The following is a 25,593-nucleotide window of genomic DNA, read 5'->3' as shown; positions in this document are numbered from 1 at the left end:
AGCTGCATCAAAATTCGATTCATGCGCTGCCGGGCAGCGTCGTCGTGGCTGCGGCAAGTTTGTCCCATGCGGGGGCGATTGCCGTGCGGATGTCCGCATAGGCGGAAAAGAGGCGGTCAAACCGTGCCGCCTCGGTCGGGTCCGGCTTTTCAAGTTCGCCGAGGAGGGCGTGACCCAGTCGGCAATGCAATCATCCATGGTCGGATAGACGCCAACGGCGACTGCAGCCATCATCGCCACGCCGGCAGCGCCGGTTTCTTCGCGCTGGGATTGGCGGATCGGCGCATTGACGGCCGCCGACAGGGAACGGCGCAGGGCATTGGAGCGTGTCGCTCCGCCGGTTACGCGCAATTCCTCCGGCGCCGCACCCATCGCCGCGTAGCAATCCCGGGTCGCGAGCCCCAGTCCTTCGACGACGCTACGGATGAGATCAGGGAAGCCGTGACGCGTCGAAAGGCCGGTAAAGCCGGCGCGTGCATGGGCGTTGACGAAGGGGCCGCGTTCTCCGGCCTCTGAAATATAGGGGTGATAGAGGACCGCACCCGGTTTGCTCTCTGCAAACCAGCCATCGATCCGGGCAATAAGTTCCGCATGCGAGACGGATTTTCCGGCGTCCGCCATCAGCGACGATGCGATGCCGAGGATCCAGTCGATATTGATCGTCGAACCCATATTCGTCTGGACCTGGGTGACGATGCCGGGGATGGGCAGGGCAATGACATAACCGGTGCCTTCGCGGTTGAGATGTACATCGGCGACGGTCTTGGCGCGCATATGTACGCCGGTCGAGCCGATGGTCGAGCAGGCGGCGTTCAGCCCCCGCTTCTCACGCCGGCACCGAGCGCCGTCATTACCATGTCCACATAACCGAGGCAGACGGGCGTGCCGACAAGCAGCCCGCAGGCCTTGGCAGCATCGGCCGTCAGCGGATGGCTGACTTCGGTTCCGTCGATGATTTCCGGCAGGAGAGAGCGACGGCGTCCGAGGCCAAGCGCATCGATCACCACCTCGTCATATTGGCGTGTGCGGAAATTGCCGAAGGTAAAGCTTGCCTCGGAAGGGTCGGTGGCGCGCACTCCGGTCAGGTTCAGGTAGAGCCAATCCTTGCAGTGCAAGGCGACCTCGGCGCGATCGAGGAGATCCGGCATGAGGCGGTCCATATGGGCGATCTGGGCGCCCTGCTGGCAGGTATTGAGCCCTGTGCCGGTCGCCTCGAAACGCGCCCGGTTCATCTCTCTCGACGCAAGTGTGGTGACTGTCGGTGCAGCGCGGGCGTCGAGCCATAGCCACGCATCGGCTGCCGGCTGGTTGTCGCGACCGACGAGCCATGTGCCGTCACCCTGACCGGTCACGGCAACTGCTGCCGTGCGCGATGCAAGGTCGGCGACTTTCTCGCCGAGGCCGCGCAAGGCGCTGGCGCAATCGAGCCAGGTCTGGGAAAGCGACTGCGTGGCCGAGCCGTCGTCGCCGGTCGCATATCTATTGCGAACGGATGCCGTCGCCAGTTGCCGACCCGAGAGATCGAAGGCCACGGCCTTGATCACGGACGTTCCGGCATCGATGCCGATGATGATGTTTTGAGCCGGTGTCATCGCTGGGCTATCTCGCCGACGATGCCGTTCCCGCGGCGGGCAAAGCGCGCGTGAAATTCATGTCTATTCCTCCCATTCGATCGGCTTGTCGCAGGATAAAGCCGTTGTGCGCTCGACCCACTTCATCGGCGCCTGCATGCGCAGAGAGCCAGATCGGTAGGCGCTCTCGAAACCTCCCAAGGCCTCACGAGAAAAGATAACATAAAGATATCATGTTGCCAGCAATAATTTTCTGGCAATGAAATTTTTTCAATTAAGATTGTGGTTGTTGAGGCTCTGATCTTGCTTGGCTCATTTTGGCCCACATGCGCGGACAGGTAAAGCTGACGGTTCCGGCGACCCCATTTTTATTATTAATAATCATTGATTTATGGAGGCAATTTGAGCCTCGCCCGTGCGAATGAGTCCTGCTGCAATCGCAAAATATGCTGCGCTGCAGCGATAGCTCAGTTGCATCACAGTTAGGCGATCTGAGCAAAATACGACAAAACGGCCGTTGACAACTGCCAATTATTATAACAGTCTTTCCGTCATAAATAACATATTTCTATCACGGGTCCGTGTTCCGGGTGGAAATGGCAGGCCAGGCGATTGGAGGAGACAAGCGCCGGTTCTGCGAAGGAGGAGGTTGATGCGGATGGTTATCCAGAACAGCGTTTCCCTGATTGCCCGATCGGCTTGCTCGCCGATGCCGGCGGCTGCGCTCACGCCGTTGCGTCGGGCATCGCGCTAACTCCCCTAGAGATCAGTTCAAAACCGGAAGGCCGTACGATCATGAGTACACAGCCAGCCCAGGCAGCCCGCAAGCCATCAAGCGGCAACCTCAAGCTCATCGTCAGCGCGGTGTTTGCGGTTGCCGTGGTCGGTGCCATTGCGCTCGACACCAAGGTCGTTGCGATCGGCTCTGAAAGCGATGTCAGGAAGCAGGCGTTTTCGCCCGAGAGCTACGGCGCCGAGCAGTTCCCGAAGATCCAGGCGGATGTCGAAAAGCGTGCGGTTGCCGCAAACGAGCTTGCGACTGCGATCACGGCCGACAAGAAGGCAGCGGGCGAGAAGTACGGAATTGCCACCAGCACCGGCCCGGTCATTCCCGTCACACTGACCGGCACATTTTCGACGCGCAAATCCAGCATCAATGAAATGAAGATCGATGGCCTACCTCCCGAGACGGTGGTCCGTGTCCAGACCGGCCCTGCGGTCAATGGCACGGACCTCCGCGATGCCACGGGAACGATCGAGTTCGGCCAGTTCACCAACCAGATCCAGTACCAAGACGCCGGCTCGGCCATCAATAACGAGATGAAGAAGGTGGTTCTCGGCAATCTCGACGTCGATACGCTTGACGGAAAGTCGGCCACCGTCGTCGGCGTCTTCAAGCTGATCAACCCGAAGAACTGGCTCGTCACGCCGGTGAAGGTCGAAGTCAAATGAGCGCGCCGAGCCCCGCCCCAGTCGATCAACGTGAAGTCGTTCTCGCCGCCCGCGATGTCGCCAAGTCCTATGGAAGCGTACATGCGCTGAAAGGCGTCAATTTCGACATCCATCGTGGCCAGGTGACGACGCTGTTCGGCGAAAACGGTGCCGGCAAGTCGACGCTGATGAAGATCCTGTCCGGCGTGGTGCGCCCGACCTCGGGAGAAATCATCCTCGACGGTGCGCCGATCAGCTTCAACTCTTCGACCCATGCACGCGATTGCGGCATTTCCATCATCCACCAAGAGCTCAGCCTCGCGCCCAATCTCAGCGTCCGCGACAACATTTTCATGGGCCGCGAGATCATCAAGGGTGGAGCGGTCGACTTTGCCGAAGAAGAGCGGCAGACGCGTCTCCTGATGGAGGAATTGGAGGAGGACATCGATCCGCTGACGCCGGTCGAGGACCTGCGCCTCGGCCAGCAGCAGATCGTCGAAATCGCCCGCGCCCTTTCGGTCAATTCACGCATCCTGATCATGGATGAGCCGACATCGGCCTTGAGCGCAACCGAAGTCGAGGTCCTGTTCAAGGTCATCCATGACCTGACCGATCGCGGCGTGTCGATCGTCTACATATCGCACCATCTCGAAGAAGCGCTGCAGATCACCGATCATGCGGTGGTGCTGCGCGACGGCAGGATGACGGCCTATGCCAAGCGCGAGGAGATCGATCTCGAATGGATCGTCCGCAACATGGTCGGCGACAATTTCGATCTCGGCAGCCCGCCGGACAGCCAGTTCGGCGCAGTGGCGCTCTCCATTGAAGCTCTCTCCGTTCCCGGCCCGTCCGGCGCTGCCTATAACGCCGTCGACCGGCTGTCGCTCGATGTTCGCGCCGGCGAGATCGTCTGCATCTACGGGCTGATGGGGGCAGGGCGCACGGAATTGCTGGAATGCGTTGCCGGTCGGCTGAGCGCCAGCGGCGGTCGCGTATTGCTCGAAGGCGAGGATGTCGGCGGGCTCAGCATCGCCGCGCGTATCGCCAGTGGCCTCGTTCTCGTGCCGGAAGACCGCCAGCGGGATGGTCTCGTACAGACGATGTCGGTCGGTTCCAACCTGTCGCTTGCCAGCATCGGCACCTTCACCAAGGGCCTCTTCACGTCCGGCAGCCGTGAGCGCGGCCTTGTCGATGAGGCCATCCGCCGAGTGCATGTGAAGACAGATGGCGGCGGTGCTGCGATCGGCTCCCTGTCCGGCGGCAACCAGCAGAAGGTCGTCATCGGCAAGATGCTCGCCACGCAGCCGAAGGTCATCCTGCTCGACGAACCGAGCCGCGGGATCGACATCGGCGCCAAGGCAGAAGTCTTCAAGCTGCTGGCGGAACGCGCCAAGCAGGGCTTGGCGGTCATCTACTCGACGTCTGAAGTCAACGAATGCCTCAGCATCGCGCACCGCATCATCGTCATGCATCGCGGCAGGATATCGGCTGAGTTCGACTCGAGCGTGACAAAGAAAAGATCATGGCCGCCTCCGGCGAAGCCATGGTCGCGCACTAAAGCCTCGCAGGCGATTGCCGGCAAGGCTCTAACTCTTTGATCTTATGCAATTCCGGATGCAAAGCCGGTTTCCACTTTGCTGGAATTGCTCCGGCCCGGAATATGGAGAGCTGATCATGTCAGTCACGAATGTCACCGATAGCAAGTCAGCCGCGAACGGGCAGAAACGCAAGATCAACTTCGTGCACCTGCTCCTGGAAGGGCGTGCATTCTTCGCGCTGATCGTCATCATTGCGGTCTTCTCCTTCCTGTCGCCCTACTATTTCTCGGTCAACAACTTCCTGACCATGGCCTCGCATGTGGCGATCTTCGGCATCCTGGCGATCGGCATGCTGCTGGTCATCCTGAATGGCGGCATCGACCTGTCGGTCGGCTCGACGCTTGGCCTTGCCGGATGTATCGCCGGCTTCCTGATGCAGGGCGTGACGCTCGAGCAGTTCGGCATCATCCTCTATCTGCCGGTCTGGGCAGTCGTTGTCGTCACCTGCGCATTCGGCGCGCTGGTCGGCGCAGTCAACGGTGTCCTGATCGCGTACTTTAAGGTCCCTGCCTTCGTCGCCTCGCTCGGTGTTCTCTACGTCGCACGCGGTATTGCGCTGCTGATGACCAACGGCCTGACCTACAACAATCTCGGCGGCCGTCCCGAACTCGGCAATACAGGCTTCGACTGGCTCGGCTTCAACCGCCTTGCCGGAATTCCGATCGGCGTCATCGTTCTGGCCGTGCTGGCGATCATCTGCGGCATCGTGCTGAGCCGCACCGCCTTCGGCCGCTGGCTCTATGCTTCGGGCGGCAACGAGCGCGCCGCGGAACTCTCCGGCGTCCCGGTCAATCGCGTCAAGGTTCTGGTCTATGTCCTGTCGGGCATCTGCGCATCCATTGCAGGCCTTGTCCTGTCGTCGCAGCTGACCTCTGCCGGTCCGACCGCCGGCACGACCTACGAGCTGACTGCAATTGCGGCGGTCGTCATCGGCGGCGCTGCGCTGACCGGGGGCGCGGCACGATCCGCGGCACGATGCTCGGCGCCTTCGTCATCGGCTTCCTGTCGGACGGCCTCGTGATCATCGGCGTCTCCGCCTACTGGCAGACCGTCTTTACCGGCGCGGTGATCGTCCTCGCCGTCCTGATGAACAGCATCCAATACGGCCGCCGCGCTCCGTCATCCTGATCGGCGACCAAGCAGACTTATCCACGACGGCAGGCTCCATCGCGCAAAAGCCGATTGCGGAAAGCACCGCCGGGAAACCGGTTAAACCAAACGACTCAACGGGAGAGAGATTATGTTCAAGAAAGGCATGCGCGTTATCATGGCAGCTGCGGCTGTCACACCTTTGCTGATGGGCTCCGCCTGGGCTGCCGGAATGATGACGATCATCGTCAATGATCCGTCCAACCCTTACTGGCTGACCGAAGGCAATGTCGCCAAGGCTGCAGCCGAAAAGCTCGGCTATACCGCGACCGTCGGTGCCCACAAGGGTGACACCAACACCGAAAGCAACCTGATCGATACGGCCATCACCAACAAGTCGGTCGCGATCATTCTCGATCCGGCCAATGCCGACGGTTCCGTCGGTGCGGTGAAGAAGGCCGTTGCCGCCGGCATTCCGGTCATTCTCGTCAATGCCGAGATCAACCAGGAAGGCCTCGCCAAGGCGCAGCTCGTTTCCAACAATGCGCAGGGCGCCGCCATCGGTGCGCAGCAGTGGGTCGAAGCGGTCGGCGACAAAGGCAAGTACGTCGAGCTCTTCGGTTCTCCGTCGGATAACAACGCGGCAACACGCTCCAACGGTTACGAGACCGTGCTGACGCAGTATCCTGACCTGCAGAAGTCCGGCCAGGAAGTTGCGAACTGGGATCGTACCCAGGGTCACAACAAGATGCAGTCCCTCTTGCAGGCCAATCCGGATATCAACGGCGTCATTTCCGGCAATGACGAAATGGCACTCGGCGCGATCGCCGCGCTGAAGGAAGCCGGCAAGCTGAAGGACGTCAAGGTTGGCGGTTTCGACGGTTCGCCGGATGCAGTCGCCGCCATCAAGGCCGGCGACTTGCAGTACACGGTTCTGCAGCCGGTTGCGATCTTCTCCGAAGAAGCGGTCAAGCAGGCTGACAGCGTGATCAAAACCGGCAAGACCGGCGTGGACAGCGAAAAGCAGCTCTTCGATTGCTTCCTGATCACCAAGGACAATGTCGACAAGTATACGGCGCCGTTCGTCCTCGAACAGTAATGTACTCATGGCAGGCGCTCCATTTTTGGGGGCGCCTGCCATCCATCCTGCGGTATCTACCGCTGAATGCGCGATCTCACCGGAATGAAGCATCATTGATGCTTTCCCCATCCGCTTCGCCGCCTTTTGCCTCAGTCAGGCAATCACTGTACGAAGCGGTGAGATCGAATTCAGCGACAGGGGTGATCCGTGAAAGAGAAATCCAGCCAGGGCGAAGATCTCCTCGAAGAGCTGACGAGCGATAGCCGTCAGACGCGGCAGGTTGCACGCCGCCGCATGATCGCCGAGGCTGTCATGAGCGAAGGCTCGATGCGGATCGAGGATCTCACCGACCGGTTCGGCATCAGCCTGATGACGGCGCATCGCGACGTCGACGAGCTTGTGAGCCGCGGCCTCTTCCGCAAGACCCGCGGCATCGTCACGGCCGCTGCGACCAATCTGATCGAATCCAGCGACGTCTATCGTTCGAACCGCCAGGCGAGCGAGAAGAAGCTCATCGCAGCGGCGGCCATGCAGTTCGTCGAGCCGGGGCAGGCTATTTTCTTGGACGATCTCGACGACGGTTCTGCAGATGGTGCCGCATCTGACCTCGAAGGCGCCGATTACGGCGATTACCAATTCCCTGACATTGATGAATGCGTTGACGGGCGCGCATGACGTGACGCTGCTCGCGCTCGGTGGCCAGTATTACAGCTGGTGCAACGCTTTCATGGGGCGCATGACAATCAGCGAGATCAAGGCATTGAGGGCCGATATCGCCTTCATCTCCATGTCGGCGATCAGCGATGGCGTCGTGCTCCACCAATCGCCGGAAACGATCGATACCAAGCGCGCGATGTTCGACTGTTCCGTCAAGCGTATCCTGCTTGCCGACCATACCAAATTCGAGCGGCGGGCGCTTCACAGCTTCGCGGCGCTGGAAGAATTCGATGTCGTCATCGTCGACGACAAGCTTCCGCTCGAGCAGATCGATCGGATGCGGGCAAAGAATATTGATGTAGTTGTCGCCAGGAGTGCTGCCGCCCGTTCATGATCGAGGTCATGACCAAGCGGACCGCTACTGGCTCATTGCGAGGCGTAAGGCATAATGCCGAGTTTGCTTGGGATCGACAGTGGCCTGACCGTAACCAAGGCCGTCATCTTCGATATTGATGGTACGCAGCTTGCCGTCGCCAGACGCAAGGTGACGCAGTTCATGCCGAAGCCGCATCATGTCGAGCGCGACATGGATGAGCTCTGGAGCGCGACGGCCGACGCGATCAGGGAAGCGATCGCACTCAGCGGGCGACCGGCCAGCGACATCCAGGCGATCGCGGCCACGGCCCATGGTGATGGGATCTATCTTGCTGATCGTGATAAAAGACCGCTCGGACGCGCCATCCTGTCGCTCGATAGCAGAGCCGGCAGCATCGTCGATCGGTGGCAAGCGAATGGCGTATCCGATCGCTCTATCGGTATCACCGGACAGGTGCCGCATGTTTCGGCTCCGTCTGCTCTGCTCGCATTCATGCGCGAAGAAAAGCCGGAGCGGTTCGGTCGCATCGCCCATGCGATGAGCTGCAAGGACTGGCTGACCTTCTGCCTGTCAGGCGTCATCGGGACCGATCGAACGGAGGCGAGCACATCGTTCACCGATGTCCGGACGCAAGACTACAGCGACGAGGCGCTCGAGCTATTCGGTCTCAAGCAGCTTGCTCACGCGCTTCCGCCGGTTTCCCAATCCGACAGGATCGTTGGCCGGGTAACGCACGAAGCTGCGCAGCGGACCGGGCTCGCCGAAGGAACGGCTGTCGTTGCTGGCGTGCACGACGTCATGGCCTCGGCGCTCGGGGCAGGGCACTATGCTCAAGGTACGGTTGCGGTGGTGGCCGGCACCTATTCCATCAACGAGACCTTGTCTGCGGAGCCCTTGGTCGACAAGCGCTGGTTCTGCCGCAACGGAATCGCGCCGGGTACCTGGAATAATATGTCGATCTCACCGGCATCGTCGGCAAACTACGAATGGTTTCTGGACACGCTCTGCGGCGCCGATCGGGCCAGTGGCGAGGCGGATGGCATTTCGATCCATGCACTCCTCGGGCCGGAAATCGACGCCGCCTTCGAGCGGCCGTCGACAGTCCTGTTCCATCCCTTCCTGTTCGGCTCACCCTATGGCGCCGCGGCGAGTGCGAGCTTCTTCGGCCTCGGTGGCTGGCATGATCGGGGTGATATGCTACGCGCCGTGCTGGAGGGTATAGCCTTCAATCACCGTATCCATGTTGACGCGCTCCGCGACGGTTTTGCATTCGACAGGGCGAGCCTGACCGGCGGCGTTTCCCGTAATCCTGTTGTCGCGCAGCTGTTCGCTGACGTTTTGGCCATGCCGGTCACGGTAACGGAGACCGACGAGGCTGCGGCCTGGGGCGCCGCCCTGTGTGCTGGATCCGGTGCCGGCATCTACGCCGATCCGCAGAGCGATCCGCGCGATATCGAGCGTGTTGCAAAGACCTATCAGCCGGATGCCGCACGCAGCGCTGACATGGAAAGACGCTATCGGATCTTCTGCGAGATCGCCGAGACGATGGCACCGTTGTGGCCGAAGATTGGGGCATTGGCGAGTTGAGCCGCCAAGCCCGAAAGACATATATTCAGGACGAAAAGACATGACAGCCGATCTGCAAACGCGCTTCGACAACCTCCAAGAGACGGATATCGATGTTCTCATCATCGGCGCCGGCATCAATGGCGCGGGGCTGTTTCGCGACCTTTCGGTCCAGGGCATCAACTGCGCTATCGTCGACAAGGCGGATTTCGGCTCGGGCACCAGTGCCGCGCCGTCGCGGCTCATTCATGGCGGATTGAAATATCTCGAAACCGGCGAGTTCGGGCTCGTCGCCCAATCGACGCTGGAGCGCAATCTGCTTCTCAAGAATGCCCCCCATTGCGTCGAGCCGTTGCCGACCTTCATTCCGGTGTTTTCATGGACGCGCGGCATTTGGGCTGCCCTGCGTACATTGTTCGGCTCCAAGACCGCGCCGCGCAGCCGCGGTGCCATTCTCATCAAGATCGGGCTCGGGCTCTACGATTTCTACGGCTCGCGCGACAAGGTCATGCCACGCCATCGGCTGATCCTAAAGGCAAGGCGCGGCGGGAAATGCCGCATGTCACGCCGGCGATCGTCGCCGGTGGCATCTATTACGACGCGAAGGTGAGCCGGCCGGAGCGGCTGGTCTACGAGCTCGTCAGCGACGGGCTTCAGGCGAATGAAAAGAGCGTTGCTGCGAATTTTGCGACACTGGTGGAGAGCCGGGACGGTCGCGTGACCTATCGTCGGCCGGATGGCCGCGAGTTTGCTATCACGCCCAAGCTGGTCGTCAACGCTGCAGGTCCATGGATCGATCACGTCAATGCGGCACTCGGCAGCCCATCGAAGCTGATCGGTGGGACCAAAGGATCGCATATCCTGCTCGATCACCCGGAGCTGGTGAAGAGCCTCAACGGCCACATGATCTATTTCGAAGCGGATGACGGTCGCATCTGTCTCGTCTACGGCTATCTCGGCCTGGCGCTTGTCGGCTCGACGGATATTCCGGCGGATGATCCCGACAATGTCCGCTGCGAGGAGCCGGAGACCGACTATTTCCTGGAAAGCGTCCGTTCGCTGCTGCCGAGCCTCACATTCGACCGCGACCAAGTCGTCTACAGCTATAGCGGCATCCGGCCGCTGCCGGCTTCGGATGCGACCGCGCCTGGCCTGATCAGCCGCGATCACTCCGCACCGGTCAAGGAGCCGGAATCCGGCCGGCCGTTTCCGATCGTCTCGCTGGTCGGGGGCAAATGGACGACGTTTCGCGGCTTTGCGGAGGAAGTTGCCGACACGGTGCTCTCACGTCTGCAGCGGTCCCGCACGCAATCGACCCGCTATCTCGCGATCGGCGGCGGCAAGGATTTTCCCACGAATGAAGAGGCGCGCGGCGGCTGGGTGAGTGGCGTCGCCGAGAAGGCCGGTGTGTCTGCCGAACGTACAGCTCAATTGCTTGGCCGGTATGGTACGACCGCCGCAGCCCTCCTTTCAGCATCTTCGGCATACGGTGACGAGCGGCGCCTCTCGGGCGCGCCGGACTACAGCTTCCACGAAATCGACTGGATTACTCGAAACGAAATGGTCGTCCATCTGTCGGACATCGTGCTCCGGCGCACGACGATCGCCATCGAAGGGCGGCTGACGCTCGAAGGCCTGAGAGAGATCGCAAACATCGCGGGTACGGCTTTGGCGTGGGATGCGGAACGAACAGCGTCGGAAATCGACGATGTCGTCACGCAGCTCGACCGCTTCCATGGCCAGACACTGACAGGCAGGAAGAAGTCTCCCGAACTGGGTACGGTTTCTGCTTCGGCAGTGGAATAGCAGGGCCTGAGAGAAGCGCCGTCACCGCTATTATTGACGCCGGGTGGCCTCAATCGGATTGCGTCCGGACCGACCTCGTCATGCCACTGAATCAATGGCTAGATGGCGTCCTTCACTCGCTGCCAGGCGTTCATGAGATGGCGGCCCAGAACTTTGGACAGCGCCTTGCCGTCGCGGGCTTCGAGGGCGACGATCATCTCTTCGTGCTCTGCCATCGCAGCGGCCCACTTTTCCGGGCCCTCGTGGCCAATGAAGCGAATCCGCTTGAGGCGCGACTGCAGCAGCGCCTGCATGCTGCTGAGTGCCTGGTTATGGGCGATCTGACAGATTTCCGTGTGGATCGCCTGGTTGAGCTTGTAATAGCGCAGCCGATCCTTCGCGTCGTAGCAGGCACGCATTTCGTCATGCAATTGCCTGACCTTGGCGATCTCCGCGTCCGTCGCCGTTTCGCAGGCGAGGTTGCCCGCAAGCTCCTCAAGGCTCTTCAGGACGATGAGCATGTCGTGCACATCCTTGCCGCTGAACCTTTTGACGATCGCACCGCGGCTCGGGATGAGTTCAACCAGTCCCTCGCTGGCAAGATACTTGATCGCTTCGCGCAAAGGCGTGCGCGAAACGCCAAGCTGCTCGCCGAGTTGGCTCTCATGCATACGCGAGCCAGGCTCCAGCTCGCCCTCGATGATCATGTCACGCAGACGGGTGACAAGCGTATCGTGCAGCGCCGTCCGCTGGATCGGTCCGGAGTTCGAGGCAGGCGGTGCGGGCAAAGTTTCATTCATGTCGAAGCTCAGTTGCTGGAGCGTAGACGCTCATCGAAAGGTTGTTCAAGGGTTACACCAGATCACTGGTCGTTCCAAATACAAAAATGCTGCATACAAAATGCAAAAGACTTGTTCTCCGATCTCGGATGGCTTAAAACCGTCGTCAATCGAGGTAGGAGAACAAAGCATTGGATATCACCAAGCAATCCGACAACCGTCCCGTCATCGCGCTTGCCATGGGCGATCCCGCCGGTATCAGCCCTGAATTGACGGCCCAGCTTCTGGCCTTGGACGACATCAAGGAAAAGGCTTACATCGTCACGATCGGCGACCGCCGCATCCTCGACAAGGGCGCCCGCGAAGCCGGTGTGGAGCTTGATCTCGTATCGGCTTCGCTTGATGACCTCGCCGGTCTCGACCGTTCCAAGCACGCTTTCGTCGACTTGGCGCATCTGGCCCCGGAAGACGTTGATCGCGGTGAGGCGACGCTCGCCGGCGGAACGTTTGCAACCAAGAATTTCCGCACCGCGCTGGAACTGGCTCATGCAGGCAAGGCCGATGCCGTCTGCTTCACGCCTTTCAACAAGAAGGCGATGCGCTACGCCTATCCAGGCTATGATGACGAAATCCGCTTCGTCTCGGACGTCATCAACTTCACCGGCAAGATCCGCGAATTCAACGTTCTGGAAAAGGTCTGGAACGCACGTGTCAGCTCGCATATCCCGCTCAAGGAAGTTGCCAACCATCTGTCGGTCGAAGGCATTCTGGCCGAGTTGGATCTGACGATCTCCTGCCTCAAGGCTTCCGGTATCGACAAGCCGCGCGTCGCGGTGGCCGGCCTCAACCCGCATGCGGGTGACGGCGGCAGCTTCGGCATGGAAGAGATCGATATCATCGAGCCGGCCGTCGCCGAAGCCAAGGCCCGCGGCTTCGATGTCGATGGTCCTTTCCCGGCCGACACCGTTTTCCTGCGCGCCCTCAAGGAAGGCTATCACGCCGTTCTGACCATGTATCATGATCAGGGCCAGATCGCGATGAAGATGATGGGCTTCGATAAGGGCGTGACGATGATGGGCGGCCTGCCGTTCGCGCTCTGCACCCCGGCGCATGGCACGGCCTATGACATTGCCGGCAAGGGTATTGCCGATATAGGTGCCACCCGTGAAGCGCTGCTTCTGCTGCCCGCATGGCAGCCCGCCAGCGCCAGGCTTCCAAGGCCGCCTAAGCGACAATATCAGCTTGACCGGCCGCTTATGCGGCCGGTTCTGCATGCCCGAGAGGAAGCGGGCCTGGCGTATGACGCCGGTTGGAATCGACTGCCGATCCGGCGATGCGCAATGTCAAAGTGTTGCGGCTTCCGCGACGCGCGCCGACTGGCGCGGCGGTGCCGTGGTTGGAGGATGACAATGACGAGTTCCGCTCGCAAGTGGACGCGCGAAACCTGGCCGATTGCGGCCGCCATGATTCAATATCCGAACATGCTGCCGGATGGTCGTACCGTTCAGGACCAGTCCGTCGAGGAATGGGCCGCCACGGTCGGCGAAGTGGCCGACGCAGGCTTTACCGAGATCGATCCCACCGACAGCTGGCTCCGGGTCGCCGACCTGTCGCCCGAGCGCCGCCGTGAATTCTGCAACGTAGTGAAGCAGGCCGGCATGACCATCCCGGCCATCTCGACATCGCGTCGCAGCGTCATCGACGAAAAGCACGGTGATGACTATCTGGCCTATAGCCACCGCGTCATCGACACGGCGGCCGAAATCGGCGCGCACAGCGTCTCCTTCGGCTTCTTCGAGCCGCTGACCGAAAAACAGAAAAGTGTACTCTGGTTCTGGACCGAACAGGGCGCAAAGAACCCGGACGATCCGGCGACGTGGAACAAGGCGGTCGCCCGCATCGCCGAACTCGGCAAGCATGCCGCTGAAGTCGGCGTCGAGATTTCCCTCGAAATGTATGAGGACACCTATCTCGGTACGGCGGACAGTTCCGTCCGTTTCGTCCAGGAAGTCGGCCTCGATAATGTCGGCATCAATGCCGACCTCGGCAATCTCATCCGTCTTCATCGGCCAGTCGAGCACTGGCTGCAGATGATGACGAAGGTCGCTCCCTATGCGAAATACTGGCATGTGAAGAACTACATGCGGATTGAGGACGAAAATACGGGCCTGATCGCCAGCCATCCCGTTCCGCTCGAATCGGGCTTGATCAATTATCGGACGGCAATCAAGCTAGCGCTGGAACATGGCTACAATGCCCCGTTCCTGTGCGAGCACTACGGTGGTGACGGTCTTTCCGTCAGCGCTGCCAACCGTGATTATCTCCGGCGCATTCTGCCGCGTAATTGAGGACTGCCACTATGACGACGATCTTTGACGCTCCCGAAGAGTTCGCCGCGACGGCGCTTGCCGGCTTCTGCCAGATCTACCCGAACCACGTACGCCTGATCAGCAATGGTGTCGTTCGCGCGACGACCGTGCCGAAAGGCAAGGTTTCCGTTGTCGTTGGCGGTGGATCCGGCCACTATCCGGCTTTTGCCGGCTATGTCGGCCAGGGCATGGCCGATGCCGCGGTTGCTGGCGACGTGTTCGCTTCCCCATCCACGGCCGCCGTTGCACGCGTCTGCCGTCAGGCTCATAACGGTGGCGGCATCATCCTGGGCTTCGGCAACTATGCCGGTGACGTGCTGAATTTCGGTGTTGCTGCGGAACGCCTGCGGGCCGAAGGCATAGATGTTCGCATCATCGCGGTGACGGACGATGTCGCAAGCGCGTCGGCCGATGAGCATGCCAAGCGTCGCGGGATTGCCGGCGACCTGATGGTCTTCAAGATCGCGGGTGCTGCGGCAGAAGCCGGCCTGTCGCTCGATGAGGTGGAACGCGTCGCCCGTCACGCCAATGACCGCACGGTCTCGTTTGGTGTCGCCTTCGCCGGCTGCACGCTGCCGGGTGCCAAGGAGCCGCTGTTCACGGTGCCGAAGGGACGCATGGCGCTCGGCCTCGGCATTCATGGTGAGCCGGGCATCAGCGAGCAGGATATTGCCAGCGCGACAGACCTTGCGGATGTGCTGGCGGACAAGCTGCTGGCTGAAAAGCCGACTGGCTGCAAGCGTGTTGCCGCCGTGCTCAACGGCCTTGGTTCTACCAAGTATGAAGAGCTTTTCGTTCTCTGGACGGCGGTACAGAAAAAGCTGAAGGGCGCTGGCCTGGAGATCGTTCAGCCGGAAGCCGGCGAATTCGTTACCAGCCTCGACATGCAGGGTTGCTCGCTGACGCTGACCTGGCTGGACGAGGAACTGGAACGCTATTGGGCAGCGCCCTGCGATGCCCCGGCATTCCGTCGCGGTCGGCCTGACGTGGCAGAACTGCGCAGCGACGTGATTGTCGACGAAGAAGCCGCGCCGGTCATCCCGACGGCATCCGAAGCCTCCCGCAAGTCCGCGGCCTGCATCAGCGACCTGTTTAATCAGATCGCTGCAATGCTGAAGGAGAAGGAATCCGAACTCGGCCGCATCGACGCGATTGCCGGCGACGGCGACCACGGACAGGGTATGCAGCGCGGCTCCGACGCCGCGGCCAAGGCGATGGCTTCGGCCGTGTCTGCCGGTGCTGGCGCACAGACGACGCTTGCGCTTGGCGGTGATGCCTGGGCCGACAGGGCCGGCGGGACATCCGGTGCGATCTGGGGTCTGCTTCTACGGTCCTGGAGCAACGCGCTGAGCGATACGGACGTGCCGAACGAGGCAGCGATTGCCGAGGGTGCTCGGCTGGCGCTGGACGGCGTCACTCGCCTCGGTCGTGCGCGTGCCGGTGACAAGACGCTGGTGGACTCGCTCATTCCGTTTGTCGAAACCCTGACTGCCGAAACCGCGGCCGGAAAGTCCGTGGCCGAAGCCTGGAAGGCTGCTGCCGATGCATCCGAAGCCGCGGCCAAGGTAACGGCTTCGCTGACGCCGCGTCTCGGACGCGCCCGTCCGCTGGCGGAGAAGAGCATCGGCCACCCGGATGCCGGAGCGATCTCGCTTTCCATGGTGGCACAGCTTTCCGCAGGCTTCATCGCCGCAAGGCGCTAGGCGGCAAGGTCGGGCTGTTCGAGTTCAGCCGAACAGTCCGACAAGTGTCAGCCACAGGCCCGATGCAAGGGTAATGGCGTCCATCATCAGACGAAAATTCCGCGCCGACATGCTGATGACGTAGCGTTTCGAAAAGAAGGTTCCCGCCATCAGCGAAGAGCCGATGATCAGACCGCTGATCATGAGATCCCAGGTCAGTGCTCCCGCCTCGTAGAAGGTAAGCACCTTTGCCGCCTGAACGAAGATCGAGGAGGCGGCTTCCGTCGACAGGAAGGCGCCCTTGACCAGTCCGAAGGCGAGAAATGCCGGAATGCTGAGTGGCCCGGTAGACAGGAACATGCCCGTCAGGAAGCCAACCACGGCACCCGCAACCGCCAGGCCGCCAAGGCCGATCTTGATGTCGCGCTTCTGGATATAGTGCTTGAACGGCACGAGCAGCATGATGAAGACCCCAAGCAACGTGCCGCTGATCGCCGCCGGCAGATGGACGAGGCTGAGAGCGCCGAGCGATGCCGCCGGCACACCGGGCAGCGAATAGGCGAGAACCGCGCGCCAGTTCACCTCCCTATGCCATGCCATGACCCGCGCCGCATTCGCCATTAGTCCCGCGATCGCCATGACGGGAATGGCGCGCGCCGGATCGAACATCGGAACGAGGACGGGAAGAAGAATGAGGCTGGCGCCGGTCCCGATCACGCCACTCAGGCATCCTGCAACAAAACCGATGGCGCAGACGATGATGTAGGACAGCAAGGCGGGATCTCGGCAGGTTTGGCGTCACGCCGATGGGAAGAGCGCAGCCGGCTTGTGCCGGCTGCGCTGGCGCTTGGGAGGCGTCAGAAGAAGGCTTTATCCTGCTCGCGTCGCAGCGCAAGCAGTTCGGAGGTTTCGTCGAGTTCGACGTCGCCGCAGAGGATCGGCTGGCCCGCCTTGACCGCGCGCTTCAGCGTGCGATTGGCGGCGAGGTAGAAGGGGACGGGCTTTTCGTCGGACAGCGCCCCGGCCGGGATCATCCGTGCCGAGACGTTGACGATCGAGTGATGGTGACCGCTTGCGGTCAGCACGGTTCCGGCGGCGATATCGGCATCCGCATGGGCGACCAGATCGATTACCGGGCGTGGCTCGACGGCGCCGCTCGAGACACCGCGAAGGCCGACTTCGAGAATGCTCGTCGCCGCCTCCACGCCGAGAAGATGGCGCGGGATGTAGAGCATCGCAACGTCGCCCTTGCGGCTGACGACATGGCCCTTCTCGGCCAGCATCTGCCAGGTCTCAGCGTCGTCGCAGCGAACCGTCACGAAGACACCGCCGGCAAAGCTCAATTCACCGGGAAGCCGAAGGCAATGGAAAACATCGAGTACCTTGGGCGCAACGAGCAATCCGCCGCTCTCCGTCGAGGAGAAGAAATCCGCGACCTCCGTGATCCGCGCGATCGGGACATGCAGGTCGGCCCGGTCGACGAGGAAGCCGGTGGCGTTGGCGACGAGCGTCATCTCGCAAAGATCAGGCACCGCACGCTGCGGGAACTCCGCAGCGATCTGAGAGCGCTTCGCGGCAATCGTCGCGAGGTCGGTCGTCGCGGGATCCATCCAGTCGGCAAAGTCCGGTGCCGGTGCGATCTTGCCGTTGGAATTGAGCGTCTTCTCCTTCGGATCGAAGACGAAGTCGTATTCGCTGGCCTTGCCGGCAGCGATGATTTCAAGCCCGAGGACTTCGGCCCAGGTAACCAGTCCCATGAGCAAGCTCGGCTGATCACCGTCGACGGGGGTGACGATTACGTTGTTGCGGCGTGCGCGCAATGCGAGGCCCGGACCGACGACGCTGTCGACTTCCTTGGAGACGAGTGCGACATGCTTGCCGGCATCGACTGCAAGCCTGGAATGTCTGGCGCCGGCTTCCGGGTGGCCCGTGGCCTCGACAACGACCGAAACCGGAAGCTCGAGGACCGTGGCAAGGTCTGCGGTCGCGATGTAGTGCCCCGCATCCCAAGCTGTCTTTGCTTCGCTTGCAGTTGTGCATTGTGCGATTTTTGCGGGATCGATGCCCAGGCCGCGCAGAACTTCCGCCGCCGTTTCCGCCTTCAGGTCCACGGCAACGCGGGTGCTGATCAGGGGCGTCTTCAGGCTTTGTGCGATGAAGCTGCGGCCGAAGCCGCCGGTGCCGACGATGCAGCATTCAACCGGCGCGGCATTTTTGCCGAAGTAGGTATGATAGTTCATCTGTTCCCCTCCTAAACCGAATGAAAGATGGGCGAACCCGGCTTATGCAGCCGAGTCCGCGTTCTTGTGGCTCTTGAGGTACTGGATGAACTTCAGGCTCTGCGGAATGATGAGGAGCGCAAGAGCGATCGTCATGATCGTGCCGACCAGATAGTTCGAAAAGAAGATCCCGAGCGAACCGTCGGATGCAATCATCGACTGGTGGAACGAGCTTTCCGCCTTGCTGCCGAGAACCATGGCGAGAACCAACGGTGCGAGCGGGAATTCCAGCTTGTTGAAAACGAAGCCGACGACACCGAAGATCAGAACGAGCCAGAGATCGGATGTCGAGTTCGCCACCGTATAGGCGCCGACGAAGCAGATCGCCACGATCATCGGTCCGATGATGGCAAAGGGGATGCGGAGCAGCGCGGCGAAGAAGGGAACCGTCAGCAGGACCAGGATGACGCCGACGAAATTGGCGACATACATGCTGGCGATCAGGCCCCAGACGAAGTCCGGCTGGTTGGTGAAGAGCATCGGTCCGGGCGTCAGGCCCCAGATCATCAGGCCCCCCATCATGACTGCAGCGGTTGCGGAGCTCGGAACGCCGAGTGCCAGCATCGGCAGCATGGCGCAGGAGCCGGCCGAGTGGTCGGCGGTTTCCGGCGCGACAATGCCTTCCGGACGGCCCGTGCCGAACTTGTCGCCGGGTTTGGACCACTGGCGTGCAAGGCCGTAGCTCATGAAGGATGCCGCAGTCGGACCACCTGGCGTGATGCCCATCCATACGCCGACAGCCGAGGAGCGGATGATCGTGGTGATGTATTTCGGCAGTTCCAGCATGGTCTTGAAGACGTCGCGCGGGTCGATGCGAGACGCTACACCCCGGAATTTCAACCCGTCCTGCACGGTTGCCAGAAGTTCGCCGATACCGAAGAGGCCGATGACGACGACGAGGAAGCTGACGCCGCTCAGAAGCGCATCGAAACCGAAGGTCAGGCGAAGCGATCCCGTCACCGTATCCATGCCGACGGTGGACAGAAGCAGGCCGAGGCTGAGCGAGACGGCGGTCTTGATCGGCGATGCGCTACCCATGCCGATGAAGGCGCAGAAGGCGAGGAAATAGACGGCAAAATATTCAGCCGCGCCGAAACGAAGTGCGAAACGTGCCGCCCAGGAGGACAGAAGCGTAATGACGACTACGCCGACGAAGGCGCCGATGCCGGCCGACATGAAGGCGAGTGTCAAGGCTCTGGTCGATTGCCCTGACTTCGCCATCGGATAACCATCGAAGGTCGTCGCCACCGAACTCGGTTCACCGGGAATGTTGAAGAGGATAGACGTTGTCGAGCCACCGAAGAGCGCACCCCAATACATGGACGCCAGCAGGATGATGGCGGAGACAGGATCCATGGCGAAGGTCAGCGGAATAAGCAGTGACACGCCGTTTGGCGCACCGAGGCCGGGCAGGACGCCGACGATCAGTCCGAGGAGTACGCCAACGATCATCAATGCGATGTGCATCGGCGTCAGCGCGGTGGCGAAGCCACCCATGAGAAGTTCGAAATTTTCCATGATCTAGCTCCGGTCGCTCAGTAAATGCCGAGCATTTCTTCGATCGGGCCCTTGTGAAGCGGCACCTGGAACGCCCTTTCGAATACGAAGAAGAGCGCGATGGAGAAGGCGAGGCCGATCAGGATTGCGATCCATGGCTTATAGCCGCCGTTCCGCCAAGCGACGTAGAAGAGATACAGCGTCGTGCCGACATAGGTGCCGAGGAAGGCCGTCACGATGACGAACACGATCATGGGCAGCAGGAAGGAAAGCACCCGGCGCGTCTGCTCGGGCTCCAGGAAGGTCTCCCGCATTTCCTCGCTGCCCATTCTTGCGCGGAATAGGGCCTGAGCCGCGCTGGCCACCGCGGCAATGATCAGGATTATGCCCACGTAGAACGGGAAGTAGCCCGGCATCGGGCCGGACTCGCTCCAGCTCACGCCGAGCTCAAGAGCACCCGTGGAACCGAGGGCGCCGACGGCGGCCAGGGTCACGGCGGTGGCAATCTCCACATGGAGTCGCTTGATACGCATGATTGATTTCCTTCGATCGGGAAGATCCGGCACTCACGCGCCGGATCTTGCGTCGCTTAGGCTTGGAGACTTACTTGACCAGCCAGCCTTCGGCTTCGAAGACGCCGACGGCGTTCTTTTCGCTGGTGACGATGAAGTCCTGGAGCTTCTGACCAGCCATGAAGTCGCCCGTCTGCGAGGTCTTGCGGATGTATTCCGCCCATTCCGGGGTCTCGCTGACCTTCTTCAGCACTTCGCTGTAATAGGTCACTGCCTCATCCGGAGTGCCGGCTGCGGTCCAGACGGTGCGCGGCATCTTGTAGGAGGGGATGTTGAGACCGGCCGATGAGCAGGTCGGGATGTCGCCCCAGCCCTTGCCGTCATAGACCGGTTCGCCCTTGGCCATCGGCTTGTCGGAGAACACGCAAAGCGGCTTGACGGCGCCCGCCTGCCATTGGCCGACGTTTTCGTTCGGGTTGTTGACATTCGCTGCGACATGGCCGCCGGCGAGCTGAACGCCCACTTCGCCGCCACCGTTGAACGGCAGATACTTGAACTCTGCGCCGCTGGTCTGCTCGATCAGGGCTACCAGAGTTTCGTCCGTATCCTTGGACTGGCTGCCGGCGAAGGCGACGCCGTTCGGCTTGGCCTTGGCGGCGTCGATGAGCGCGGCCGGTGTCGTGTATTCGGAATCGCCCTTCACCCAGATCAGGAATTCATCGAAAGCGAGTGCTGCGACCGGGCGCAGGTCTTCCATCGAATAGGCAAGCTTGGCCACATGCGGCAGCAGATAAGCATTGTTGGTGCCGAAATAGAGCTTGTTCGGGTCGCCTTCGTTCTTGCGGGCATACAGGAATGCTTCTGCGCCGCTGCCGCCGCCCTTGTTGAGGACGACCATCGACTGATCCATGAGCTTGTGCTTGGTGATGATCGACTGAATGGTGCGGGCAAAGTTATCGGTACCGCCACCGGGACCCGAGGCAACGACGAATTCGACGGGGCGCGTGGGTTCGAAGGCAAGGGCCTGACCCGCCAGCATCGTGGCAGCGGCCAGTGTCATTCCGATCGATAGTGCTTTGATTTTCATCTTATTCCTCCTTTAGATGAAACGGCTGCAGGTTCTTCTGCATCCCGATATGTCAGCTTTCTCAGGCGGCGGCGGGGTGCGTCCTTGGCGCGCCATGCGAGTTCGAACAGTCAGCCGCCATGGACAGACGGCGCGGTACGCCGGTCTCAGCAGCCATGGCAGGTGCAGCATTGTTTCGAGAAAACGGAATGGAGGCGGGGGTGCTTGAGCCCTTGTAAGCGCGAGCCCCATTGATCTCCGAATTACCTGCGGCAAGCGCGGGGTCGGCTATCATCTGGCATCGTGCTGACGTCATAATCTCCTCCATCCGGTGAAATTCATAGGATATTTAACCGTGGACATCAAGTCTTCAGAATTCTGTATACAAAATTTTGCGGACAGGTCCGGGTCGGTATACGACACGCGATTTGAGGAGGGTCTAATCGATTTGTTCACCGCATCCGCGGAAATGAACCATCCAATGAATGAGCCCAGCCGCCTTGAAAGCCATGCAGCGGAAAAATTTTTCGGTGAAAAATGCGGTTACTTCTGAGCGACGATGCTCAAGCCATCTCGGCGCCTCAAGCTCGAAACGGGCGAACCGGATCGCGGGTGGAGTCGAATTCAATGGCTAAGTTCCCCGCCGCCTGCAAATGCTGCGGCGGAGAAAGCCGGAGGCCTTGAACGACCTTTCCGCTGATGATTGCCACCACGATTGCCCTCTTTCGCAGGCGCGTGGGGAGCAGCCGGCATTATCGGGAGCTACTCGCGCGGCGGCTGGCGGGCTCGCTTATAGAGAGGACATCTTCGTTTGGTGTCTTCAATCGATAGTGTTTTCGAGCCGTCTCTGCAAAAAGCTTGGCCTGCTCTCTGGTTGGATATCGGGCAGCTGCGTCCCTAAAGCCCGAATAGATTTCGTTGAATGACCCGCAAAGGCTATCAACGGGAAAGTTGCTGGCGAACATTGCCCGCTCGCAGGAGAACATGGCGATTGTCTCCGCGATGATGTAGCCGTTGTCTTCGATCGTCCACGGCCGACCTTGCTGGCCAATGCCCGAGATCTTGACGCAGACGTTGGGCATTTCCGCAAATTTGCCCATGGCCCTGTGCCAGCCGCGAATGCCTTCGCTTGATCGATCCGAAGGCAGACCCGTGTGATTGAGAATGATGGTCGTGTTCGGGAAATCCCTTGCCAGCAGGATTGCCTCATCAAGGTGCCACCAGTTCGTCTGCAGGTCGAAGTTCAGGCCATGCCTTTCGAGAAGGGCGTATCCTCTGCGCCACTTCTCATCGGTCATAAGGGTTCGATGGTCCGCGGCGCTGGCAGCGTTTTCGGCGCCGCCGGGCTTGTGGCGTATGCTGCGAACCAAGCCAAAAGATGCCTGGCCTTCAAGTACGTCGGCGACATCGGTCCTGTCGAGCCATGCCTGCGCCACGATGGCGTTCGGAAGGCCGAATGTTTCGGCTACCTTCGTCGCGTAACGGGTCTCACCGATAGGATCCGACGGATCCCATTCGGTTTCGACATAGACGGTCTGTACGACGTTGTAGCCTGCAGAATCCTCCAGGTATTCAGGTGGAAGATACCGCCGCTTGATCGAGCTGTAATCGCCGTAGCGGAAGGGGATGTTTGCCTCCGGTTTTAGCCAGGGATGATCGTTGGCGACGGGATCCCAGAAATGCTGGTGCGCATCGACGATCGGGCCATCCCACAAAGGAAATTTCTGCAATTAACTGTCCTTTCTTACGGGAGTGCTTTCGTTGAAGTCGATCGCGATGGTGGCAATCACATAGACGATCGCGCAGCCTGCAAAGAAGCCGAGAACGGTTCCGTAGGAGCCATTTGTCCATTGCAGGATGAAGCCGGTGAGGATCGGAACAACAATGCCACTGATGCTGCCGGCGAAATTCATCGTGCCGCCAACGATCCCCACCCGGCTCTTGGGAGCGAGGATCGAGGGGAGGCTCCAGTAGAGGCTACCGAAATAAAGCAGGAACAGCGTTGCGGACAGCAGCGCGACCGCGATGATCGGGTTGCTGACATGGGGTAGAGCGATGAAGGTCGCCGCAACACCGAGGCCGGTGATGCCCAGAAGCAGCTTGTAGACGACCGATCGCCTGTAACCCGCTGCCAGAAGCTTATCCGCAATGAAGCCGCTGGCGAGCGAACCGAGCATGCCGGCCAGGAAAATGACGAAGGTCGCCCCGCCCATTTCCTTGAGGTTGAAACCCCGAGCCTGCGCCAGATAGCTCGGTCCCCAGGTTAGCAGACCGAAGTTTATCATCGCCCATCCGGTGCGACCGGTAACAAGACCCAGGAGTGAGCGGCGAAGGACATGGGAAGGCTCGTATTCCGCATTCTCCTGCCTCGATTCTCCCACGTCCTTGATGATGTCCCTTTCGGCATCGTTGACACCGGGATGGGTGGAAGGGTTGTCGCGCAGGTAGCGCCACGCAAACCAGCCGAGCACGATCGTCACGAGGCCGGCTGCGATAAAGGCTAGACGCCAGCTGCCGAGGGCGAGGATAAGCCAGCTGATCAGCACGCCACCAAAGGCCGCACCGAGCGGCGCTCCGCTATCCATGAACACGGCGCCGCGTGCCCGCTCCTTGCTGGAAAGCCAGATCGAATTGAGCTTGGCGCCGGATGGAAACAGCGGAGCTTCGGCTGTCCCAAGGCCGATGCGGGTCAGCAGAAGCGAGATGCCTCCGGTGGTAAATCCCGCGATCGTCTGGAAAACGCCCCATCCCACCGTCGATAGCGTGATCACAGAGCGCGGGCCGTAACGGTCGATAAGCCAGCCGCCCGGAATCTGCATCAGCGCGTAGCTCCAGAAGAAGGAGCTGAGGATGAGCCCCTGCATTGCGGGGCCGAGTGAAAATTCCGCCGCAATGGTGGGCATGGCGATCGACAGTGCGGTGCGATCCACCATGTTGATGACCACGAGCAGGAAGACGACTACGAAAATGTACCATCTGACATTCGTTGCGGCTCCGTCCTTGGCCTGGACCCTCCCATAGGCAAAGCGTCCCTGTTCAATCTCAGACATTGATTGCAATCCTCCCTGATCGAAGAAGCAGCCCATCAGGCTGCTCACTCCTCCGGCGAATCTCACCGACCTCCTTGATCGGTGTTCCCTTCACCGTGTCTCCGCAGGAAATATAGAATTGATTGGATATTCCAAAATAATGAAATAATCAGATCATGTGATCGGATTTCTGGATCACTGGAGGATTGTTCGACAATGGAGGTTTGTCCGTGGCGTCCGAAAGGTTCGATCGTGGTCTTTCTCTTCTGAGGCATCTGAAGAGCTCGCAGCTTCTGCTGCTCATAGGCCTAGGGGAGGCGGCTAGCCTGCGAAAGGCAGCGTCCGCTCTGAACATGACCCAGCCAACGGCGACGAAACTCATTCAGGATCTCGAAGCTGCCGTGGGCGTGGCTCTCTTCGAAAGAAGCCGGCGGGGCATGCGGCCAACGTCCTATGGCGAGGTGATGATAAGGCATGCCCGTCTTATGCGGACCGAGATCATACGCACGAGAGAGGAGCTGGATTCGCTGGCTCAGGGGCGACCGGCGCTATCAAGATCGGCGCCGTCATCAGTGCCATTCCTTTCGTGCTGGCCAAGGCCGTCGCGGCCCTGAAGCTGGAGCATCCCAGATTGCAGGTTTCGGTGGATGTGAACACCAGCGATGTGCTTGTCGCCTCGCTTCTGCACGGCCAGCTTGATGTCCTGCTCGCGCGTCCATTGGTGCTGAGCGATCGTCGCGAGTTCGATTACGTTGATCTCATCGACGAACCTTTGAAAGTGGTCGGCCGCAAACAGCATCCGCTCGCGCTCAGACCTTCGGTGAGCCTAAGGGAACTGGGAAGGTGGCCCTGGACGCTGTTGCCGGCCGGTAGCCCGATGCGCAACGTCCTGGCACCGGTCCTTGCTGAAATGCGATTGTCAGGTCCGCAGGACATCGTGGAGACATCCTCCATGATGACAATGGTGGCGCTGATGCATGAAAGCGATATGCTGGCCGTGATGCCGGGAGATGTGTCCGACTTCTACATTCGCCATCAACTGCTCGACGAAATACCGGTCACTTTGCCCTCGGTCATGGGGTCGTATGGGATCGTTACCCGGCGCGATCGACCGGTTACTCCGGCGGTCGCGGCATTTCTTGCACAGCTTCGTGTTGCGATGGAAAATCAGAAGCTAGTGAAAACATCTCCCCAGCATGAGGGCTGACGAGAGCTTTTCCGCTGCC

15 protein-coding genes and 6 pseudogenes are annotated in these 25,593 nt (G+C 60.6%); 12 read left to right on the top strand and 9 right to left on the bottom strand.

Annotated features, from left to right (window positions below):
• Nucleotides 1-19 precede the first annotated feature (19 nt).
• A pseudogene (locus N7E02_RS14325) lies at nucleotides 20-1,592 on the bottom strand (FGGY-family carbohydrate kinase).
• A gap of 774 nt (nucleotides 1,593-2,366) precedes the next feature.
• On the opposite strand from N7E02_RS14325, the gene N7E02_RS14320 reads away from it, so the two are divergent.
• The 7 genes and pseudogenes from N7E02_RS14320 to N7E02_RS29730 all read left to right on the top strand — a co-directional run bounded on the left by N7E02_RS14320 (nucleotide 2,367) and on the right by N7E02_RS29730 (nucleotide 11,175).
• The gene (locus N7E02_RS14320) at nucleotides 2,367-3,023 is read left to right on the top strand and encodes a DUF2291 family protein (protein WP_286582705.1); all 657 of its coding nucleotides are present in this window, start codon (nucleotides 2,367-2,369) and stop codon (nucleotides 3,021-3,023) included.
• Nucleotides 3,020-4,560: pseudogene (locus N7E02_RS14315) on the top strand (sugar ABC transporter ATP-binding protein). Before N7E02_RS14320 ends, N7E02_RS14315 begins: the two are co-directional and overlap by 4 nt.
• 116 nt (nucleotides 4,561-4,676) lie before the next feature.
• Nucleotides 4,677-5,728: pseudogene (locus tag N7E02_RS14310) on the top strand (ABC transporter permease).
• Nucleotides 5,729-5,840: 112 nt separating this feature from the next.
• On the top strand, nucleotides 5,841-6,788 hold the full coding sequence (locus N7E02_RS14305; protein WP_286582703.1) for a D-ribose ABC transporter substrate-binding protein: 948 nt from the start codon (nucleotides 5,841-5,843) through the stop codon (nucleotides 6,786-6,788).
• Between the two features lie 276 nt (nucleotides 6,789-7,064).
• Nucleotides 7,065-7,821: pseudogene (locus N7E02_RS14300) on the top strand (DeoR/GlpR family DNA-binding transcription regulator).
• A 54-nt stretch (nucleotides 7,822-7,875) separates the two neighbouring features.
• Entirely contained in the window at nucleotides 7,876-9,390 is a 1,515-nt protein-coding gene (locus N7E02_RS14295) for an FGGY-family carbohydrate kinase (RefSeq protein WP_286582701.1), read from the top strand.
• A gap of 40 nt (nucleotides 9,391-9,430) precedes the next feature.
• A pseudogene (locus tag N7E02_RS29730) lies at nucleotides 9,431-11,175 on the top strand (glycerol-3-phosphate dehydrogenase/oxidase).
• Nucleotides 11,176-11,273: 98 nt separating this feature from the next.
• Here N7E02_RS29730 and N7E02_RS14275 read toward each other — a convergent pair.
• On the bottom strand, nucleotides 11,274-11,954 hold the full coding sequence (locus N7E02_RS14275; protein ID WP_286582696.1) for a GntR family transcriptional regulator: 681 nt from the start codon (nucleotides 11,952-11,954) through the stop codon (nucleotides 11,274-11,276).
• Between the two features lie 218 nt (nucleotides 11,955-12,172).
• Between N7E02_RS14275 and N7E02_RS14270 the strand changes: the two are divergent.
• The 3 genes and pseudogenes from N7E02_RS14270 to N7E02_RS14260 all read left to right on the top strand — a co-directional run bounded on the left by N7E02_RS14270 (nucleotide 12,173) and on the right by N7E02_RS14260 (nucleotide 16,005).
• A pseudogene (locus N7E02_RS14270) lies at nucleotides 12,173-13,161 on the top strand (4-hydroxythreonine-4-phosphate dehydrogenase PdxA).
• Between the two features lie 181 nt (nucleotides 13,162-13,342).
• On the top strand, nucleotides 13,343-14,281 hold the full coding sequence (locus tag N7E02_RS14265; protein ID WP_286582695.1) for a sugar phosphate isomerase/epimerase family protein: 939 nt from the start codon (nucleotides 13,343-13,345) through the stop codon (nucleotides 14,279-14,281).
• An 11-nt stretch (nucleotides 14,282-14,292) separates the two neighbouring features.
• Complete coding sequence (locus N7E02_RS14260) at nucleotides 14,293-16,005, top strand: dihydroxyacetone kinase family protein (protein WP_286582694.1); 1,713 nt, start codon at nucleotides 14,293-14,295, stop codon at nucleotides 16,003-16,005.
• A gap of 24 nt (nucleotides 16,006-16,029) precedes the next feature.
• Here N7E02_RS14260 and N7E02_RS14255 read toward each other — a convergent pair whose 3' ends face one another.
• The 7 genes from N7E02_RS14255 to N7E02_RS14225 all read right to left on the bottom strand — a co-directional run bounded on the left by N7E02_RS14255 (nucleotide 16,030) and on the right by N7E02_RS14225 (nucleotide 24,388).
• Nucleotides 16,030-16,758, bottom strand: a complete 729-nt coding sequence (locus N7E02_RS14255; protein ID WP_286582692.1) for a sulfite exporter TauE/SafE family protein — start codon at nucleotides 16,756-16,758, stop codon at nucleotides 16,030-16,032.
• An 83-nt stretch (nucleotides 16,759-16,841) separates the two neighbouring features.
• On the bottom strand, nucleotides 16,842-18,224 hold the full coding sequence (locus tag N7E02_RS14250) for an NAD(P)H-dependent oxidoreductase (protein ID WP_286582691.1): 1,383 nt from the start codon (nucleotides 18,222-18,224) through the stop codon (nucleotides 16,842-16,844).
• 42 nt (nucleotides 18,225-18,266) lie between these two features.
• A complete protein-coding gene (locus tag N7E02_RS14245) occupies nucleotides 18,267-19,781 on the bottom strand; it encodes a tripartite tricarboxylate transporter permease (protein WP_286582688.1) in 1,515 nt (504 codons plus the stop codon).
• A 17-nt stretch (nucleotides 19,782-19,798) separates the two neighbouring features.
• Nucleotides 19,799-20,293: a tripartite tricarboxylate transporter TctB family protein gene (locus N7E02_RS14240; RefSeq protein ID WP_286582687.1), complete on the bottom strand. Its 495-nt coding sequence runs from the start codon at nucleotides 20,291-20,293 to the stop codon at nucleotides 19,799-19,801.
• A gap of 70 nt (nucleotides 20,294-20,363) precedes the next feature.
• Nucleotides 20,364-21,359 (bottom strand): Bug family tripartite tricarboxylate transporter substrate binding protein, encoded by a 996-nt coding sequence (locus tag N7E02_RS14235; protein WP_374730694.1) that lies wholly within the window; start codon nucleotides 21,357-21,359, stop codon nucleotides 20,364-20,366.
• 731 nt (nucleotides 21,360-22,090) lie between these two features.
• Complete coding sequence (locus N7E02_RS14230) at nucleotides 22,091-23,068, bottom strand: amidohydrolase family protein (protein WP_286582685.1); 978 nt, start codon at nucleotides 23,066-23,068, stop codon at nucleotides 22,091-22,093.
• Complete coding sequence (locus N7E02_RS14225; RefSeq protein ID WP_286582684.1) at nucleotides 23,069-24,388, bottom strand: MFS transporter; 1,320 nt, start codon at nucleotides 24,386-24,388, stop codon at nucleotides 23,069-23,071.
• Nucleotides 24,389-24,597: 209 nt separating this feature from the next.
• Here N7E02_RS14225 and N7E02_RS29725 point away from each other — a divergent pair, with 209 nt between their 5' ends.
• Together N7E02_RS29725 and N7E02_RS14220 are read left to right on the top strand one after the other, a co-directional pair.
• Complete coding sequence (locus N7E02_RS29725) at nucleotides 24,598-24,981, top strand: LysR family transcriptional regulator (RefSeq protein WP_353622889.1); 384 nt, start codon at nucleotides 24,598-24,600, stop codon at nucleotides 24,979-24,981.
• Entirely contained in the window at nucleotides 24,954-25,574 is a 621-nt protein-coding gene (locus tag N7E02_RS14220; protein ID WP_286582683.1) for a LysR substrate-binding domain-containing protein, read from the top strand. The genes N7E02_RS29725 and N7E02_RS14220 overlap by 28 nt, the downstream gene beginning before the upstream one ends.
• The last annotated feature ends 19 nt before the right edge of the window (nucleotides 25,575-25,593 follow it).

It is taken from the genome of Terrirhizobium terrae, from assembly GCF_030323265.1.
Classification (GTDB): Bacteria; Pseudomonadota; Alphaproteobacteria; order Rhizobiales; family Rhizobiaceae; genus Neorhizobium.
This window is presented reverse-complemented; position numbering and strand designations above follow the sequence as displayed.